The following is a 16,644-nucleotide window of genomic DNA, read 5'->3' on the forward strand; positions in this document are numbered from 1 at the left end:
ATGGACAGCGGGATGATCACCCGCTTCAGCACCTGGAGCCGCGAGGCGCCGAGCGAACGCCCGGCCTCGATCAGCGAGTCGTCGATCGCCTGCAGCGTCAGGTAGCAGGTCAGCACCATGTAGGGCACATAGGAATGCACCAGCCCGATGATGACGGCCGGATAGGAATACATGAGGTCGATGTTGATCTTGAACGGCAGCACGGCATTAAGCGCGGTGTCGAGGATGCCGCCTTCGCGCAAAACCATCGCCCAGGAAAAGATGCGCACCAACCCGTTCGACCAGAACGGCAGGATGACGAGCAGGAAGATCGCCTCGCGGCTGCGCCCCTTCAGCACCTTGGCGAGCACATAGGCCGCGGGATAGCCGATGACGACGCACCACAGCGTCACTTCGAGGCCAAGGCGCAGCGAGGCCAGCAGCAGCGTCAGATAGAGGCTCTGCGAGAAGAAGGCGGCATAGTTGCCAAGCGTGAACGCCCACGGCTTTCCCGACAGCGGCAGCTCGGTCATGAACGAGAAGAAGACCATAGCGGATAGCGGCAGGAAGATCGCCACCGTCAGCCAGAGATAGGCCGGTGCCAGCAGCGGCAATGCCGATCTTAGCCCGCTTCGCGACGCTGTCGCAGCTGCCATGGTACCCTCCCTCCCAGGATTGGAAGAACCAGCCGACGCAAACCGCCGGCTGGCCTGGCTGTGATCTTACTTCACGTCGACCTTAAGCTGCTGCCAGAGTGCCAGATAGGCTTCGCGCTGGGCGTCGGTGATCGGCGCCTGGAACTGGATGCGCTTGGCCACTTCGGGATCACCCATGACCTTGCGGTTGAAGGCATCCTCGGGCAGCGCTTCCACCGCCTTGGTGTTGGCGGAGACGGGAGCACCGACCTTGGTGACCCATTCGACGTAGAATTTCGGGTCGATCATGTAGTTGATGAAGGCCTCGGCGCCGGCGACGTTCTTGGCGCCGACCGGAATGGAAAACGCGTCGAGCCAGGCAACGGCACCTTCCTGCGGCACCACCAGCGAGACCGGCAGCTTGAAATGCGTCTTGGCGCGGTCGGCCGAGCCGCTCCAATAGGTGCCGATGTCGATCTGGTTGGAGGCGACCATCTGGTTCCAGTCGTTTTCCGAGCTCCAGAAGGTCTTGATCTGCGGCATCAGCGAGGTCAGCTTCGTCTTGACCGCATCCATATCCTTGATGTCGTTGATGTTCTGGCCAGTGGCGATGGCGCCGAACTGCACCGCTTCAACGGCATCGTCGCGAATGACGACGCGGCCCTTGTGGGCGGCATCCCACATTTCGGCGATGCTCGTCGGTGGCTTGTCGAAGGACTTTTCGTTGATGGCGAGTGCGGTGAGACCCCATACCCACGGCACGCCATAAACCTTGCCGTCGTGGACGAGCATTGGCGATCCCGCCTTGTCCTTGCTGATGTCGGCGTAGTTCGGCAGCTTGGAAACGTCGATCGGCTGGATCAGTTTCCCGGCCATCGCCTGGTCGTTGAAGGCGGCGTTGATCATGACCACGTCATAGAGGCCGGGATTGGTCCGAATCTTGGTCAGCATTTCCTGTTCGGAATTGAAGAAATCGTTGACGACCTTGTTGCCGGTCGCTTTTTCGAAAGCGTAGACGGCCCACGGTTCGTCGGCGCCGTAACCCTTCCAGTTGAGCACATGCACTTCGTCGGCCTTGGCGGCGAACGCGAGTGCGGAGGTAAAGACGGCGGTCGCCGTCAGCAGAGCAGTCAAGTCAGGCATGCGCATGGTTGGTTCCTCTCTGTGGGTTTGCCCGGTTCCCGGGCTTGTCAGGCTTTTCCAGCTGTTATGCATTGGCCTTCTGTGTCCGGCCTGCTCCCGATGGGTCGGCGGCATGGCTCAGGAATGTCTGGATTTCACGGTTCGTCGGCGCCGACGAGCCACCATGGCGGGTAACCGAAATGGCCGCCGCAGCATTGGCATAGCGCGCTGCCTCGAAGGGCGGGGTGCCGCGCGCCAACGCGCTGACAAAAGCGCCGATATGGGTGTCGCCGGCGCCATTGGTGTCGACGGCGTTGACCTTGAAGCCGGCAATGGTCTGCGCTGACCCGTTGGCCAACCGTACGTGGCAACCCTTTGCTCCGGCGCGGATGACCACGCCCGCAGCCCGTGGGCAATGGTCGACCAGAAGTCGTGCAGCGACAGCCTCGACATTGCCCGAACCGGCGATCTCAGCCGCCTCCGTTGTGTTACAGCTCAGCCATGTGGTGCGGGCAAGCACCCGCGACAGGATGGAGCGTGGAATGTCCGAGATGATCGGCGTCGGATCGAAGACGAAAGGGGTTTCGTCCGGCAGTGCCTCGATCCAGTCGGTGAGCGCATCGCGGCTCCTGGGGTAGCTCAGCGTATAGCCGGAGGTGAACACCCAATCGCCCGGTGCCACCGCGACCGGCGCCATCATTTCGAGGCTGAGTATGCTCTCCGCACCTGGCCATGACACGAAGGTGCGTTCGGCGTCGCTGGAGATCATGGCGACGCAATTGCCACTGTCCATCAAGGGCGATGGCGGCGTCAGTGTCGCGATGTTCTCGGCCATGAAGGCGGCGCGCAGGAAGTCGCCATTCGGCCCGCTGCCGAGCTGGCCGCCGAACACCACCTGCATGCCGGTGCGGCTGGCCGCCACCATCATGTTGAAGCCGCCGCCGGCGACCTGGGCGAAGCTCGACGCCGTCTTTTCCATGCCGGGCGCCGGCAGGGCATCGATGCGGTAGACATAGTCGACCACGGCACTGCCGATGTGAACGAGGCGCCCCCTCATGCCGCCGCGTCCTTGCTGGAGCCGGCTTTCGCCGCCCTTGCCGCGACAAGGTCGGCGGCGAGTGCGCCAACCTCTGACAAGTCGATGCCGACAAGCCGGAGGATGTACTCTTGCGGCAATCGGGAAAAGCCGGTGCAGGCGCCGGCCATACCGGCAGCGATGGCGCCGATCGTATCGGTGTCGCCGCCGAGATTGGCGCTGATGATGGCTGCTTGCCAGGGGTCGCCACGGGCGACTTCCAGCACGGCGAAGGCAGCCGGAACGGATTCCTGGCTGGCGACGCCGGTGCCGACCAGATCGGTGATCAGCCGGATCGCATCCCTGATCGCCTTGCCGCGCACGATGTCCTGCGCCCATACGATGCGCGCGGCGATGTCGCCGCCGGTGACCCAATGTCCGAGCGTCGCCCCTCGCCTCGCCGCCGCGACCGCGCTGGCCGAAGCATCGCGCCAACCGCCGCCGGCGACGCCGCGGCTGACGGCGGCTGCGACGGCTGCGGCCGAGGCTATGGCGATCGAGGTGTTGTGCGTCGCCCGGCAAGTCTCCGCCACCTTGCCGACGAACGTCTCCAACGGTTCAAGCGGCATCATGATGCCGACAGGCGCGATGCGCATGGCCGCGCCATTGGTGTCGCCGCTGCGTCCCGCTTCCTCGGCCGGTACGCCATTGTTGATGGCATCGATGGCACGCTTGGTCGACGGCCCCAAAAGATCATAGCTGCCGCGCGCCTTGACCTCGCGCTCCCAGTCGAGCAGCGCATTGACCCAGCGCGCGTGGTCGAAACGGTCGCCGGATTCGACCAGGATGCGGCCGAGCAGCAGCGCCTGTTCGGTATCGTCGGTGATGGTTCCAGCGGCCAGGCCCTTCGACACCGGATGATCGGCGAAAGGCTCGATGAAATCCTCTACATGGCCGTAGAGTTCGGCAATGCGAGCCGGCGACAAAAGCTGCGTCGGCATGCCGAGCGCGTCTCCCAGCGCTCCGCCGACAAGCGCGCCCATGGCGCGATCGATGGTCTTGCTGGTTGCATCCGACATCGCTCAGAACCTCATATGCAGCGCAAAATGTGCCGGATTGAGCAGGCTGGTGACATACTCGATCGGCCGATCGTCAGCCGCACGCGTCAACCGGCGCCCGCGCAGGAAGGGCGTGCCTTGTGGGCAACCGAGGATGGCCGCATCCGAGGCATTGAGCATCTCGATCTCGACCCATTCCTCGCCATGGTCGGGAACAAGGCCGGCGGCGCGCAGCGTCTGGTGCAGCGAGCCCTCGCGCAGTCCGCGCAACGGTACGTCCTCAAGCTCGGAGGACAATGGCAGCCGGCTGCGCTCGATCGAGATCGCATGGCCGTCGCTGGCGTTGGTGCGCACCCGGTCAACGGCAATGAAGAACGGGCTTTCGATACCAAGCAGCGCAGCCAGATCGGGGTCTTCGATGACCTCCAGCCGCAGCGTCCGCGTCTCGGCATTGGCGCCGGCATCGGCCAGCGCCCGCGACCAGCCGATCGCGTCGTCGACCGGCTTGCCGTCGAAGGTGACGAACGAGCCGATACCGACCCTGGTCGTGATCAGCCCGCGGCTCGACAGTTCCTCGAGGCCCTTGCGGACCGTATTGCGGCTTACGGAAAAGCGCTGGACGAGTTCGTTCTCGCTTTGAAGGCGGTCGCCGAAGCCGAGAACGCCGGAGCGGATCTCATGTTCGAGGACGGTGGCGATCTGCTCGGGCTTGCCCGTGCCGGGAGACAGTTGAACCGCGCGCCGTTTCATAAGGGACCTGTTCAATGAACCTGTATAATCCTGTTCAATACAGAGGCCCGGATGCCTTGTCAACGGATGCTGAAGACTGACCGAAAGGCAGCGGAATGGGCGGAATAACCGTGCAGGGCGTGCCGAGAGGCAGGTCAATAGCCCCGAAAAGCCGGTCGGCCGTCGCCAAAAGAGGCACACATCCAAGGGGATGGAGCCAGATCCTGATTCAATTTCACCGAGGCAAGCTACGGGATCGACAACTCACGCGGTTCGACGAGGATGTCCGCCTCGATCGCCGCGTTGATGAACGCCGCCCTTGCCGCCGAGACTTCTTTCTTTCCCTCGAGCACGGCCAGACAGACCTTGCGGGCAACCATATGCTTTTGCCCGGTCGCAACCGGCCAGCGGTTCAGCAGGATGTCTGCAGCCTGAGCGACCCGCTCCACGTTGAAGATCGAGTTTCGCGATCGGCCGAGCGCAATCCTGACCGGCTCATCGAAACGCTGATCTTGCACGATGCCACTCCCCAAAGTCGGCATTCATCGATTCGCGGCCTTCAACCCCGAGCAATGTGATAGGTTCCGCGCCAAAGGTGCAAGATGTCCGATTCCAGTGGCCAGAAAAATCCCAGGCTGATCGTCGTGGTCGCCTTCGATCGCGGTGAGGATGGCGAGCTGTTCCCAGCCTTTGGACCCGCCGACCAGCAAAGCGAAGACCGCGCTATACGCACCGCCAAGGCTCTGGCGGCAAAGCATGCCGGCGTCATCGCCTGGAGCCGTGAGGCCGATCCGACGCTAGGCGAATACGGCCCGCCGAGCACGCTCTTCGTCAGCGGCGACGTACCTGACATGGAGTAATCTGGCGTCAGGATCTGCCCTGCGCTCAATGTCGCGGCCAGAACGGAGACTTCTCAGAAAACACCCGCCTTTCCTTGAAGCTTGATGCAAGCCGGTTCCCTCGCCCATCAAGCAAAAGCCCGCCACGGTGAACCGGAGCGGGCCTTGGAGGAGGACAAGGGGTGGGACCCTCTCCTCTTGTTTCCACGGGGGGGTGTGGACCGCAATGACCATACGAAAGTTTTGCAGAGTGCAGGATCACAAGCCGGCTTGCCTGCATCACAATCCGGTGCGCGCCGGCATTGGGGGCGCTCACGAGATTGCGATCTGTCGGCGACAACCGGGCGGGCCTGGCTAGATGCGCCCGAGCACGACAAGCACGATGACGATGAGCAGCACGAGCCCGAGGCCGCCGCCGCCATAGTAGCCGGTGCCATAAAAAGGACCTCCGCCGAGGCCGCTGAAGCCGCCAAGCAGGGCAAGGATAAGAATGATGATCAGTATGGTTCCAAGGCTCATGGCTTTCAGCTCCCGTTAGCGCTGACGCATTGGGTCGAACATCGCGGCCGCGATGTTCGAAGACGAGAACGTTCCCAAGGCTCTACCGTTCCGTGCGATCGTGGCAACGGAAACGGCCATCCAACGTGATGCAAGCCAGAACTTTGATACCGGCACGCCAATGAACGCGGAAAGCCCGCCAGTGTGGCGGGCCTTCCGACCAGCCGGAGGCCAGGAACGTGCGGCCGAGCCTCAGGGCCGGTTCGGCACCTCCAGTCCCGGCACCTCCAGCATCAGCGGCGCGCGATCAGGAGGCAGAGTTGCCAGAGGTCGCGGTCGTAGGCGCCTTCGCTGCCGAGCACGTCGACGCAGCGCTTCTTCATTCGCGCCACGTTGCTATCCGACATCTGGGCCACGACACCCGGCAGGCTCGGCCTGCTGGGGTTTGACGGATTGGACGGATTGCTCGGGTTCGACGGATTGGACGGATTGATGCCGCCCCCAATACCCACGCCGAGACCGACGCCGACGCCGCTCGTCCCGCCCACATTGGCGCCGAGTCCGGCAGCAATGCCGCCAGATCCTCCAACATTGGCGACCGCGCCGGCATTGATGCCATTGCTGCCGCCGACCGAAGCGCCGAGACCAGCATTGACACCGCTCGAGCCGCCGACATTGCCACCGGCCCCGGCCTTTACACCACCGCTGCCGCCCACCGAGGCGCCCACTCCGGCGCTGATGCCGCCACTGCCGCCAACGGAAGCCCCGACGCCGGCATTGACGCCGCCGCTACCACCCACCGAGGCACCAACGCCAAGGCCGATTCCCGCAGCATTGGCGGGCAGGGAAAGGGCTAAGATTACCGCACTACCCGCCAACATGTTGGTGACTGTCTTGATGGTGTGAGCCATAACACTCTCCTGCTGTCGTTGCGCTAAAGCAATTGGCGAGAGGCCGATTGCAAGATCAACTACGCGAGGTGATGAATTTCAGTTTCAGAGAGAGAATACTGAACCTGAAGCGTGGTATACATCAACAAAATTTCTGAAATAAACTTGTAATAAAGTTGGAATAATTTCTCTTTACACTAATAGTGCGTAAGACCATTGATGATCGGACGTTACCCTGCTCGTCTTACTGCGAGGCCGTACACCGGACAGCGCATGAGCCTCTCGCAAGATCAGCAAGACCGCCACGATGATTGCAAGTGGCCAGAGTCTGTCGGCGGATGCGGGAGCGAGAGAGTGCAAGCGTGAGTGCAGGCCGAACGATTCTGCGCTGGCCCGCTTGTCAGACGATCCCGTAGAACAGCCTGTAGTGGACGCGCTTCATATAGTCCCGGTATTCCGGCGTCGCGGCTAACAGCGCCTCTTCGCGCAGGATGCGATGAACCTGGAAGAAGGTGATCGCGGCGTAGACAGCAAGATTGTAGAAGGAAAAGGCCGACAGCAGGAACAGGACATGACCGGCAAGGTATCCGGCATAGATCGGGTGCCGCACCAGGCGGTAGGCACCGTCGGTCATCACGCCGCGATTGCCCGGCAGAATGGCGAAAGAACGGCCTAGCGATATCTTCCCCCAGATCACGAACCCCAACGCCAGGACTTGCAGCGGCGCGGCGGCATAGATCGGGATGATGGCCACGCCCGGTTCCAGGTCGATGAAGCCGACACCGAAGCTGGCGACCACCGAAACAACCACCGTCAGCGGGTTCCAGTCGCGTACCTGTGGTCGCCGCGACAGAAGCAGCCAGGTAAAGGTCAGGATCTCGGAAATTGCCACCAGCGCCACATTGATGCGGGTCGGGTCGAGCATCAGGTGAGATACGCCGCGGTAGACGAACATGCCCGCGAAGGCCAGCGCGCAGATCCGAAAGAAACCTTCGCGCAAATCCACCAGGATTTCGCGCGTTCGGGCTGCGGACAAAATCCTGCCGTCACTGATGTGCGAAAGCGCCTCGCTTTTTGATATGAGCAATGCAAACACCCCAATGATCCCTCAGGGCGACCTTTGCACGCAACCATTGCCGGGCAGTTAATCAACAAGATCAGATCGGCATTAAACTGGCTGTCGGGGAGCCAGGGCGCCACTCCCAGACGACCTGCTCCACGCGGTCGCCCAGAAAGACGGGCGACCCATCTCATTTGGTTTTGCCAGACTAGCTCAGATAGTCGTTGCGGAAATAGCTCCCGAAATCCGGGCGTTGAGCAACCAGCTTGCCGTCGGCATCACGCAAAATGCCGGACGCGAAGAGATAGCCGCCGATCGCTCCCATCTTGGCCGGATCCATCGTCCCGATGGCGCCGCTTTGGCTGCGCAGATAATGGCCGTCGATCAGCGCCTTCAGTGAGGCGTGGATCAGCGCCGGATTGGTCAACGCATCCTTGTCGGCCGCGATCAGCAGGGCTGCCGCATCTTCGGGGTGATCGACCGCGAACTGGTAGCCGCGCCGCGTCGCCTGGACAAAGGCGGCCGCAGGCTTGGAGTTTGCCTGGAGATAGGCTTCGCTCGAAGAGATCAGTGTCGTGTGCTCGTCAGGCACGCCGTAATCGGCATAGACGAAGCTGCGTTGTTTGACGCCCTTGAGCTCGGCGTCGACACCCTCCCAGGTCGAGACTTCGAGCGTGAAATCGACCGAACCATTGGCCAGCGCCTCATAGGCTGAGGTGCCGAGCGTCACCGTCTCGAAATTGCCCTTGCCGCCATCATGGCGGATGATGGTCGATATCAGGGCGTTTTCCCAGGCGCTGCCGAAGCCGCCATAGGTCAGGCCGTCGAGGTTTCTCGGGCTTACGATCTCGCTGCGGGCCGCATTGAAGACCACGCGGCCGGTTTCCGATTGCACCACCGCATAGACGCCCTTCAGGTCCGCTCCGGCGGTTCTCTGGGTGAACAGGCTGATGGTCCCGTTGATGCCGAAATCGGCGACGCGATTTGCCACCAGCGTGCCCGCACCGGTATCGCTGTAAGGTAGGATGTCGACCTCGAGCCCGGCCTCGCGATAGAAGCCCTTGTCGCGGGCGACGAACAGTCCGATGTGGTTGGTGTTGACAGTCCAGTCGAGGGCAACGGTGACCTTTTGTGCCGATTGTGCTTGGGCTCGCCCCGATCCGGCAACGAGCGGAAGGCCTGTGGCAAGGGTCAGCAACAAGGCCTGCCGGCGCGTCAAGTCAGTCATGATCGTGTCCTTTGGATGGGATGGCGTTGAGGATGATGTCGAGAATCTCGGCCTCGAGCGTACTTGCCTGGCGCGCGGCATCGCCGCCAAGGCTGCGCGGGCGCGGCAGCGGCACCATGATTTCACGCACGATGCGGGCCGGGCGCGCCGACAGCACATAGATGCGGTCGGACAGGAACACGGCTTCGCGCACGTCATGGGTGATCAGGAGCGCCGTCCAGCGATGATGCCGCCACATCTGTTCCAGCCAGCGCTGCATGGCCGTGCGGGTCAGCGCGTCGAGCGCGCCGAACGGCTCGTCGAGCAAAAGCATGTCGCGTTGCTGCACCACCGTGCGCAGCAAGGCCGCGCGCTGGCGCATACCGCCGGACAGTTGCGCTGGAAAATGCCGCTCGAAGCCGGCAAGCCCGAATTCGGCAAACAACGGCGCAACGCGCGCCCGCGCCGCCTGTCTCCTCATGCCTTGCACTTCGAGCCCGAGCGTCGCATTGTCGAGGATGCGCCGCCACGGCATCAGCGCGTCACGCTGCGGCATGAAGGCGAAATGCCTGCCGTGGTCGTCGAGCGGCGCGCCGTCGAACAGCATCTCGCCCTCGCCATGCTCGGCGCCGGTCAGGAGCTGGAAGAGTGTCGATTTGCCGGCGCCCGAGGGTCCAAGGATCGAGACGAATTCACCAGCGCCGACGCTAAGCGAAATATCGGCCAGCACGTCGAGCCCACCGAACGCCTTGCGCACATGCCGCAGTTCGAGCCGGTTCATCGCCGCGGCCTCTTCCCTGCGGTCTCCTGTCCGGCCCGCTCCCAGGGCATCGCAAGGCGCTGCAGCAGTACAGTCAACCCGAACAGGACAAGGGTCAGGGCAGCGCTGACACCGACGGCGGCCAGCACCAGATCGGGGCGGAAATTGTTCTTGGCGTTGAGCATGTAGATGCCCAGCCCCTTCGCGGCCCCCGCATATTCGGCGAAGATCGCGCCGACCACGGCGTAGGTGATGGAGATCCTCAAGCCAGCGAAGAAATAGGGCAGCGCCGAAGGCAGCCGTGCCAGCACGAAGATGCGCCAGCGCCCTGCCCCCATTGCGCGCAGCATTTGCCCGATCTCGGCCTCGGTCGACTCATAACCCTCGACCAATGCAACCAGCATCGGAAAGAAGGTAACCAGCGCCACCAGCATGATCTTGGGCGCCAGCCCGAAGCCGAACCAGAGCACCACCAGCGGCGCGATCGCCACCAGCGGCAAGGTCTGGCTGACGATTAAGACAGGAAACAGCGCACGCCGCAGCGGCTGGAAGAAGTCGACCAGCATCGACAGCACGAAGGCAGCGCTGAGCGAACAGGCAAAGCCGAGCAGCGTGGCGCCGATGGTCGGAATGGCGTTGTCGGCCAGCGCCTGGCGATTGAGCAGCGCTTGTTCGAAAACGCGCGACGGCGCCGGCAGTGTCGTCGGCCTGATGCCGGAATAGGTGGCATAAAGCTCCCACGCCAGCAGGAGCAAACCGACCGAGATCATGGCCGGTATTGCCTTGACAAGAAGGCTCGCGATCGGGCGCGAAGCGACTGATGATGTGGCCACGGGAGACAACCTTTGACGGCAGCGCGAAAGCGCGGCTGGTTCAGACAGCCGACGGGCTGTTGGCCGAGACCGTGACGTCGAGGGTTACGTGGCCGGCGCCTGGTCCGAAGCGGCAGAAGGCCTCGTCCAGCGCCGAAAAGATCGCACCGGCATCACCGCGCAGTTTCGTGCAGAAATGCTTGGAACGCTCATAGACGCCGGACTGCTTAAGAAAATCGATGCAGCCGTAGATCTCGTCCATGTGGTCGTCGGTGCCCATCACATAGAGCGAGAACTGCGCCGCCGCCGGCTGGCCGGTGGCAGCAGCATTGCGCACCGCCGCGATGGCCGCATCCTTGCGCGGGCCGAGTGGCCCGACAGGCCCGCCAAGTGCATCGGAGCGGCAGATCGGATCATCCGGCTCGCCAGGGCACCCGCGCGAGATGGTGGCCGACAACACGCAATGTTTGCCGCTGCGTGCCGCCGCCACGAAGAGGTCGCGCATGGCGGGAAACAACACTTCGGGCGGCCCGACCAGCAAGGTCGAGATGTCGTCGGTCTCGATCCTGAGCTTGTCGCGCCAGGGATCGAGCGCACCGAGCGCGCCAAGAATGACACCGACGAAATCGTCGGTCATGGGGTATAGGGAAATCTGTGCGCCTGAAAACATCGCCCGCCTCGCTCCGCTGGTATTACCCAGATCAGCTTCTAGGGTCTGTGGGCTTGCCGCCCCCGTCTCAGCCCCGACCGTACGGAGCACCCCTGTGGATGTGCGCCTTAAAGCATCATTCGAGTTCAAGGGAAAGCCGTTTTTTCAGAGCACTGCGCCAAAAGCATTGCGCCAGTCACGGTGCGCCTGAGCGGAATTTTGTCGGGAACCTTCGCCGCCGCGACCGGTTGTCCCCACAGTCGCAACGCGATCACTTTCGTAGAAAACAAGCGACGACTTCACAGAAATGGAGACAAACCATGTTCATGAAAATCCTCGCAGCTTCGGTTCTCACCATTGGTCTGGCCACGTCAGCCATGGCGCAAAGCGCCGGCAGCAACAACGCAGATGGAAGCGGCAGCGGCAAATCGGTGACGGTTGAGCCGAACACGCCGGCTTCACCGAATACGGTCGAGCCGGACACTGTCGACCCGGGCACGACCAACAGCACGACTGGCACGGTAGGGGACATGAATTCGAACGCGGATCAGAATTGCCCGACCAACCCGCAAGGCGCGCAGACGGACGCCGATGGTAACGCGACGGCGGCAACGGTAAACGATAATAATTGTGGCAAGTAACCGTACACGGATGAAGACGCTGGGCATCGCCCAGCGGCTTCATCCATTTCTCTGGTCCGCAGCACTCGTTTTGCCGAACAGCCGGATTTGTGGAGCGGGTTTTCCGGCGGGCGGGCGCAAAAACAGGTGTTTTGAATTGAGCAGCCGTTTGAGCACTCTACCGTAAGTAAAATACAGGACCCGACCGTTGGCGAGATCGAATTCCACTGTTCCCCACCGCCTGACCGGAGCCTTTCCTGTGCAAGGCCCCAGCCTTCTGATCTGGAATCCCAGCCTGACTTTGCGCGTTCCGATTTCAAGATAGATGCCTGGCAGAAGGCCGAGCACATGCCATAGCCGTACAACATGCTCGACCGACATGGCCGGCGAGATTATCAGGTGGCTGGGCTGAAGCCGTGCCCAGACGAAGTCGCCTTTCGGCTGCGGCATTCCTGACAACAGCCCCCGGCAGTAGGCCGGCACCGCCTCGCTCACCAGAATCCGCATAGCGGTTGCCGTGCTGTCGACCAAGGCTTCTCTCGAGGTCCAGTCAGCTTCGGAAAACGGCACCTGCCCGAGAATGTCACCCTCGTCAAAACCGGCGGACATCTTGTGGAGCGTGACGCCGCCATGAGCCGCACACCGGCCGTCCACGGCCAAGCGCTGGGTCGGATGTGGCCCTCGATAGTCGGGGAGCAGCGCCGGGTGGAGGTTGACCCCGCCTTTGGAAAAATGGCCAAGAACCTCTTGAGGGATCAAGACAGGCAAAGTGTAGCAGACCAGCACATCGGCGCGGAGGTCAGACAATTGGCGACCAAGCGCATTCCAATCGTAAGGGCGGCCAAATTCGATCAACTTGACAGGCGTGTTACCGACAAACCGCCTGAGCAGCAGCTTGCGTTGAAGCCTTCGTCGGAAATTGCCGATGCTGAAACCGGTGGGACGACGCCGGAACCCAGGCACGATGATCGCGCCAATTGCATTTCCAGCCTCTAGCCAGCCGGCGAGCAGAGGCCCCGTATGGTTAGAGATATCGAGGACAAAAACGGCTGTGATCGGCTCCGAGTGATCGGTCGATTCGATCGGCCTCATCTTCGGCGGCTCAAACGGGCCGACAGATCAGGGCGAGCTTGTCAGGTCGGCTGAGTGGAAGGCGATGCCAAGGCAGTGACAACCGAAAGACGCTCGCGTTTTACAAACACTGGCTTTTCGTAGATTTTCTTCACGGCCCGTCTCCCGAAATCAACTCTTCCTGCGCAATTGGACCGCGATACGGCAGGCTGTCAACCACCTGACCGTGTTTGCCTACCGCATCCGCATTCGCCGTTGACGAAGGCGTTCGAAGAGCGCTCGGACGTTGTGAAAGCTCAATGGCCGACGCGACACGGTGCGCTGACTGAAAGGGGTTTGGATGCGATGACCTGCTCGACGACACCGTCGAGCAGCAATGCAGGGCAAATCGCAGTTGCGAATCTACGAAACCGCCGTCTCGCGAACCGGCAGCTTCCAGCCTGGCCTGACGAAGTGGCAGGTGTATCCGTTGGGATATTTCTCCAGATAATCCTGATGCTCGGGCTCGGCTTCCCAGAACGGACCAACGGGTGCGACCTCGGTGACGACCCTGCCCGGCCACAGGCCCGAGGCATCGACATCGGCGATGGTGTCCTCGGCGACGCGCTTCTGTTCGTCGCTGGTGTAATAGATCGCCGAGCGATAACTCGTCCCGACATCGTTGCCCTGGCGGTTGCGGGTCGTCGGATCGTGGATCTGGAAAAAGCGTTCCAGCAGCGTGCGATAGCTTATGATGGCCGGATCGAAATTGATCTCGATGGCTTCGGCGTGGGTGCCGTGGTTGCGGTAGGTGGCGTTGGGCACGTCGCCGCCGCTGTAGCCGACACGGGTGGAGATGACGCCGGGATAGCGCCGTATCAAATCCTGCATGCCCCAGAAACAGCCGCCGGCAAGGACTGCACGTTCGGTCGAAGTCGCCATGTCACGTCTCCTCAAAAGCAATTCCAGGAAAAGTGTGTAGCGGTTTTCCGTCTGGAATTGCGTGAAAGCAAGTGGTGTCGCCATAAATGGGCATTGTCACCTGCTTCGTCCAGCGGACGCGGTGGATCTACCTCAATTGCTCGGTTGGGCGAGGCTGTCGATCAAACCCGGTAGCTTCATGCCAGGCGGAATGGCGGCAAAGCTGATCGCCACCGGTGGTGCCCTGAGCGACCAGTCGAAAAGAACGGTCTTGACCGGGATGTTTCCCAGCCACGCCAGCAGCCGAGGTGGCACGCCGCTCCTGGGCCAGACCAGAAGCATGCCGTGATCGCGCAGCCGCTGGCTGGTGATCCAGGGGGCGAGCCGCATGTCGAGGTCTGTGAAGATCGACGGCTTGTCATAGGCGTTGAGGCCCGCCAGCAACGCGATGCGGGTATCGCCGCCGACGATGTCGAGCCGACCGGGCACCGCCGCGTGCCAGACCGCCTCGGCTTCGTCCGAAATCTGCCGCGCTGGCCAGCAGACGGCATCCATGCGCCCGCGCAAATTGCAACTCGTCCAGCGGATGCCCGCATAGGCACCGGACATGCCGAGGATGCAGGCGAACGCGCAGATCGCCAGCCGTCGCAGTTCGACGGCGCCAAGCCGATGACCCAGCAAGGCGATCGCCACAACGCCGACCAGATTGTACATCGGCGCGCCCCACGCCTCGCCGGCGCCGGTAAACAGCGAGGCCACCATGACAAGCACCGCCGGACCAAGCCCCATCCACACGAGATAGGCCAGCGCGCCGCGCTCAATGGGCTGTTCCGGCGCGGGCGAACGCCGCAACAGCCCCGATATCGACAGCACCAGCAATAGGCCGCAGAGCCCCGCCATTTGGACACCGATATAGTAAAGGCGGGCGCGGTGAACCAGCACCCATTCATCGCGGCCGGCGACATAGGTCAGCGGCAGGAAATCGATTCGGTAGAGCTGGATGGCCAGTGGCGCGGCAACGGCGAGGAAAACCGCGAGCCCAAGCCAGGGCCAGGGCGTGGCGAGCCGATTGCGTGCCCGCGTGTCCGACAACAGCCAGATCGCCCCGAAGAGCAACAGCAGCCCGGTGGAAAACTTGGCATAGAGCCCGACGCCCGACACCAGTCCGAGCGCCAGCCACCAGCCCGGCCCACCGCTACGGCCCGCACGCCACAGCAGCCAGCAGATTGCGGCCCAGAAGGGCATCTGCGCGTAATCATGATTGAACTGCGGTGTCGGCCAGCCGAAGAAATACAATGACGGCATCAAAAGCACGGCGGCCAGCGCGCGGGTTCTCCCGAGCATGTCGCGGGCCAGCAGGTAGACGAAGACGAAGGTCGCCGAAACGATAAGCTGGGCGAGCAGATATTGCGGCCAGCGGAACGATCCGGTCAGAAGATGGCTGATCTCGAGCAGCCAGCCGGGGAGTTGCGGATGCTTGTAGGTCAAAAGCACCCATTCGCGACCCCACATGAAGCTCTCGACGACATCGCCGGGCGGGGCGGCATCGACAAGCGCCGGCACCACGGTCCAGCACAGGATCTGCGTCAGGCATAAAAGCGCCAGGCCGGCTTCTGGATAGCGCGTCAGCCCCGGCCAGATCGACGACTGCCGCCAGTCGCCTGGAACAGAACTGCCGACCGGCAGCCAACCGTTCATGGTTTCGTCGATTCGCGTCATGCGGTGGATAAATCACACCGGACGGTTTTACGAACAGCCCAGAACTTGAAGCTTACGAAAATGTATACTTGGCCGACCATGGCAAAACCAAGATTGAGGCAGAGTTTCGCGCCACCATGCCGCCTCTCCCGTCATCACATGCCAGCAAGACAACAATGGAACACGCCATCCCGCAGCACCCTGAACAGGCCGGGCATGGCGCCTTGGGCGTGATCGCGGCAGGCGTCGCCTACGCCTGACCGGCTCCCGTCCCCAAAGCATTCAGGATTTGAAAAATGCGCCACCACCATGCCGTCATTCATTACCGTGCGCTCGATTTCTGGATGGCCCGTGCGGCCGTTCTCGTCATCATCTGCCTGCAGCTTCTGGTCATCAACAATCTCTCATTCGGGCCGCGCTGGCTGGCGCCCGCGCTGGAGGCGGCCCTGCTGCTGCCCTTGTCGGTGGCCACCGCCTGGACTCAGGCCGCCACCCGAAAGGCGGTCGAGGACCACGAGTGGCATGCGATCGGCCAGTTTCGGGTCATGATCCGCAGAACAGCCCTGACCATGACCGCCATCATCAGCATCATCAATTGCGGTTCGCTGGTCCTGCTGGTGCGTGCCTTGCTGGAGGGCCATGCCGGCAGTAGCGGTACGACGCTGCTGATCGACGCGCTCAACATCTGGGTCACCAACGTCATCGTTTTTGCCTTGTGGTTCTGGAGCACCGACCGCGGCGGTCCGCCGACCTGCGGCCTCGTCAAGCTCGCACAGGCCGATTTCCTGTTCGCGCAGATGACGTTGAACGACCGTGAGCTTCGAGATTGGCTGCCCGGCTTCGTCGATTATTTCTTCCTCGCCTTCACCAATGCGACCGCATTTTCGCCGACCGATACCTTGCCACTCTCCCAGCGCGCCAAGCTGCTGATGATGGCCGAGGCCATGATCTCGCTGCTGACCATCGCGCTGGTCGCGGCACGCGCGGTCAACATTCTGGCTTGATCAGGCCAAAACGCAAAAATGGCCCGCCCGGCGAACCGGAACGGGCTATTTTGGGTTGTCTTCGATGGTTCGATGCCGCGGGAAACGTGCCTCGGCAA

The 16,644-nt window shown here is 62.5% G+C and carries 20 protein-coding genes and 1 riboswitch; of the genes, 4 read left to right on the forward strand and 16 right to left on the reverse strand.

Annotated features, from left to right (window positions below):
• The 6 genes from EOB49_RS22230 to EOB49_RS22255 all read right to left on the reverse strand — a co-directional run.
• Positions 1-635: ABC transporter permease (locus EOB49_RS22230; protein ID WP_164781764.1), on the reverse strand; the 635-nt coding region annotated here is incomplete at its 3' end.
• Positions 636-701: 66 nt separating this feature from the next.
• Positions 702-1,763: an ABC transporter substrate-binding protein gene (locus EOB49_RS22235; protein ID WP_127382243.1), complete on the reverse strand. Its 1,062-nt coding sequence runs from the start codon at positions 1,761-1,763 to the stop codon at positions 702-704.
• A gap of 58 nt (positions 1,764-1,821) precedes the next feature.
• Entirely contained in the window at positions 1,822-2,793 is a 972-nt protein-coding gene (locus EOB49_RS22240; protein WP_127382244.1) for a PfkB family carbohydrate kinase, read from the reverse strand.
• A complete protein-coding gene (locus EOB49_RS22245; protein WP_127382245.1) occupies positions 2,790-3,830 on the reverse strand; it encodes an ADP-ribosylglycohydrolase family protein in 1,041 nt (346 codons plus the stop codon). The genes EOB49_RS22240 and EOB49_RS22245 overlap by 4 nt, the downstream gene beginning before the upstream one ends.
• Positions 3,831-3,833: 3 nt before the next feature.
• Entirely contained in the window at positions 3,834-4,559 is a 726-nt protein-coding gene (locus tag EOB49_RS22250; RefSeq protein ID WP_127382261.1) for a GntR family transcriptional regulator, read from the reverse strand.
• 227 nt (positions 4,560-4,786) lie between these two features.
• Entirely contained in the window at positions 4,787-5,056 is a 270-nt protein-coding gene (locus EOB49_RS22255; protein ID WP_127382246.1) for a DUF982 domain-containing protein, read from the reverse strand.
• A gap of 84 nt (positions 5,057-5,140) precedes the next feature.
• Here EOB49_RS22255 and EOB49_RS22260 point away from each other — a divergent pair, with 84 nt between their 5' ends.
• The gene (locus EOB49_RS22260; protein ID WP_127382247.1) at positions 5,141-5,398 is read left to right on the forward strand and encodes a hypothetical protein; all 258 of its coding nucleotides are present in this window, start codon (positions 5,141-5,143) and stop codon (positions 5,396-5,398) included.
• Between the two features lie 333 nt (positions 5,399-5,731).
• On the opposite strand, the gene EOB49_RS22265 is transcribed toward EOB49_RS22260, so the two are convergent.
• The 7 genes from EOB49_RS22265 to EOB49_RS22295 all read right to left on the reverse strand — a co-directional run bounded on the left by EOB49_RS22265 (position 5,732) and on the right by EOB49_RS22295 (position 11,274).
• Positions 5,732-5,896 carry a DUF3309 family protein gene (locus tag EOB49_RS22265; RefSeq protein WP_127382248.1) on the reverse strand — a complete coding sequence of 55 codons (165 nt, stop codon included), beginning with the start codon at positions 5,894-5,896 and terminating at the stop codon, positions 5,732-5,734.
• A gap of 272 nt (positions 5,897-6,168) precedes the next feature.
• On the reverse strand, positions 6,169-6,786 hold the full coding sequence (locus tag EOB49_RS22270; protein ID WP_127382249.1) for a hypothetical protein: 618 nt from the start codon (positions 6,784-6,786) through the stop codon (positions 6,169-6,171).
• Between the two features lie 379 nt (positions 6,787-7,165).
• Positions 7,166-7,861 (reverse strand): isoprenylcysteine carboxylmethyltransferase family protein, encoded by a 696-nt coding sequence (locus EOB49_RS22275; RefSeq protein WP_127331094.1) that lies wholly within the window; start codon positions 7,859-7,861, stop codon positions 7,166-7,168.
• A gap of 172 nt (positions 7,862-8,033) precedes the next feature.
• Positions 8,034-9,053, reverse strand: a complete 1,020-nt coding sequence (locus EOB49_RS22280; RefSeq protein ID WP_127382250.1) for an ABC transporter substrate-binding protein — start codon at positions 9,051-9,053, stop codon at positions 8,034-8,036.
• Positions 9,046-9,813, reverse strand: coding sequence for an ABC transporter ATP-binding protein (locus EOB49_RS22285; protein WP_127382251.1), 768 nt, complete (start codon positions 9,811-9,813; stop codon positions 9,046-9,048). The genes EOB49_RS22280 and EOB49_RS22285 overlap by 8 nt, the downstream gene beginning before the upstream one ends.
• The gene (locus EOB49_RS22290) at positions 9,810-10,562 is read right to left on the reverse strand and encodes an ABC transporter permease (protein WP_127382252.1); all 753 of its coding nucleotides are present in this window, start codon (positions 10,560-10,562) and stop codon (positions 9,810-9,812) included. Before EOB49_RS22290 ends, EOB49_RS22285 begins: the two co-directional genes overlap by 4 nt.
• 103 nt (positions 10,563-10,665) lie before the next feature.
• Complete coding sequence (locus tag EOB49_RS22295; protein WP_127382253.1) at positions 10,666-11,274, reverse strand: YkoF family thiamine/hydroxymethylpyrimidine-binding protein; 609 nt, start codon at positions 11,272-11,274, stop codon at positions 10,666-10,668.
• Positions 11,265-11,378, reverse strand: a riboswitch (TPP riboswitch). Its footprint overlaps the gene before it by 10 nt.
• 195 nt (positions 11,379-11,573) lie before the next feature.
• Here EOB49_RS22295 and EOB49_RS22300 point away from each other — a divergent pair.
• Positions 11,574-11,894, forward strand: a complete 321-nt coding sequence (locus EOB49_RS22300; RefSeq protein ID WP_127382254.1) for a hypothetical protein — start codon at positions 11,574-11,576, stop codon at positions 11,892-11,894.
• A 39-nt stretch (positions 11,895-11,933) separates the two neighbouring features.
• Here the strand turns inward: EOB49_RS22300 and EOB49_RS22305 are convergent, their stop codons facing one another.
• The 3 genes from EOB49_RS22305 to EOB49_RS22315 all read right to left on the reverse strand — a co-directional run bounded on the left by EOB49_RS22305 (position 11,934) and on the right by EOB49_RS22315 (position 15,563).
• On the reverse strand, positions 11,934-12,965 hold the full coding sequence (locus EOB49_RS22305; RefSeq protein ID WP_127382255.1) for a formyltransferase family protein: 1,032 nt from the start codon (positions 12,963-12,965) through the stop codon (positions 11,934-11,936).
• Between the two features lie 381 nt (positions 12,966-13,346).
• A complete protein-coding gene (gene msrA, locus EOB49_RS22310; RefSeq protein WP_127320034.1) occupies positions 13,347-13,865 on the reverse strand; it encodes a peptide-methionine (S)-S-oxide reductase MsrA in 519 nt (172 codons plus the stop codon).
• A 132-nt stretch (positions 13,866-13,997) separates the two neighbouring features.
• A complete protein-coding gene (locus tag EOB49_RS22315; protein WP_164781766.1) occupies positions 13,998-15,563 on the reverse strand; it encodes a glycosyltransferase family 39 protein in 1,566 nt (521 codons plus the stop codon).
• A gap of 68 nt (positions 15,564-15,631) precedes the next feature.
• On the opposite strand from EOB49_RS22315, the gene EOB49_RS36540 reads away from it, so the two are divergent.
• Both EOB49_RS36540 and EOB49_RS22320 read left to right on the forward strand, forming a co-directional pair.
• Positions 15,632-15,802, forward strand: coding sequence for a hypothetical protein (locus EOB49_RS36540; RefSeq protein ID WP_164761672.1), 171 nt, complete (start codon positions 15,632-15,634; stop codon positions 15,800-15,802).
• 36 nt (positions 15,803-15,838) lie between these two features.
• Complete coding sequence (locus tag EOB49_RS22320; protein ID WP_127320030.1) at positions 15,839-16,546, forward strand: hypothetical protein; 708 nt, start codon at positions 15,839-15,841, stop codon at positions 16,544-16,546.
• The last annotated feature ends 98 nt before the right edge of the window (positions 16,547-16,644 follow it).

Origin of the sequence: Mesorhizobium sp. M7A.F.Ca.MR.148.00.0.0 (genome assembly GCF_003997735.1) — a bacterium.
Taxonomy (GTDB): domain Bacteria; phylum Pseudomonadota; class Alphaproteobacteria; order Rhizobiales; family Rhizobiaceae; genus Mesorhizobium.

Bases quoted from the DNA above. Each gene is read 5' to 3' on its own strand.
- EOB49_RS22315 (WP_164781766.1), bottom strand. From the start codon at position 15,563: ATGACGCGAATCGACGAAACCATGAACGGTTGGCTGCCGGTCGGCAGT.
- EOB49_RS22265 (WP_127382248.1), bottom strand. From the start codon at position 5,896: ATGAGCCTTGGAACCATACTGATCATCATTCTTATCCTTGCCCTGCTT.
- EOB49_RS22235 (WP_127382243.1), bottom strand. From the start codon at position 1,763: ATGCGCATGCCTGACTTGACTGCTCTGCTGACGGCGACCGCCGTCTTT.
- EOB49_RS22320 (WP_127320030.1), top strand. From the start codon at position 15,839: ATGCGCCACCACCATGCCGTCATTCATTACCGTGCGCTCGATTTCTGG.
- EOB49_RS22295 (WP_127382253.1), bottom strand. From the start codon at position 11,274: ATGTTTTCAGGCGCACAGATTTCCCTATACCCCATGACCGACGATTTC.
- EOB49_RS22270 (WP_127382249.1), bottom strand. From the start codon at position 6,786: ATGGCTCACACCATCAAGACAGTCACCAACATGTTGGCGGGTAGTGCG.
- EOB49_RS22250 (WP_127382261.1), bottom strand. From the start codon at position 4,559: ATGAAACGGCGCGCGGTTCAACTGTCTCCCGGCACGGGCAAGCCCGAG.
- EOB49_RS22240 (WP_127382244.1), bottom strand. From the start codon at position 2,793: ATGAGGGGGCGCCTCGTTCACATCGGCAGTGCCGTGGTCGACTATGTC.
- EOB49_RS22280 (WP_127382250.1), bottom strand. From the start codon at position 9,053: ATGACTGACTTGACGCGCCGGCAGGCCTTGTTGCTGACCCTTGCCACA.
- EOB49_RS22260 (WP_127382247.1), top strand. From the start codon at position 5,141: ATGTCCGATTCCAGTGGCCAGAAAAATCCCAGGCTGATCGTCGTGGTC.
- EOB49_RS22245 (WP_127382245.1), bottom strand. From the start codon at position 3,830: ATGTCGGATGCAACCAGCAAGACCATCGATCGCGCCATGGGCGCGCTT.
- msrA (WP_127320034.1), bottom strand. From the start codon at position 13,865: ATGGCGACTTCGACCGAACGTGCAGTCCTTGCCGGCGGCTGTTTCTGG.
- EOB49_RS22305 (WP_127382255.1), bottom strand. From the start codon at position 12,965: ATGAGGCCGATCGAATCGACCGATCACTCGGAGCCGATCACAGCCGTT.
- EOB49_RS22285 (WP_127382251.1), bottom strand. From the start codon at position 9,813: ATGAACCGGCTCGAACTGCGGCATGTGCGCAAGGCGTTCGGTGGGCTC.
- EOB49_RS22300 (WP_127382254.1), top strand. From the start codon at position 11,574: ATGTTCATGAAAATCCTCGCAGCTTCGGTTCTCACCATTGGTCTGGCC.
- EOB49_RS22290 (WP_127382252.1), bottom strand. From the start codon at position 10,562: ATGATCTCGGTCGGTTTGCTCCTGCTGGCGTGGGAGCTTTATGCCACC.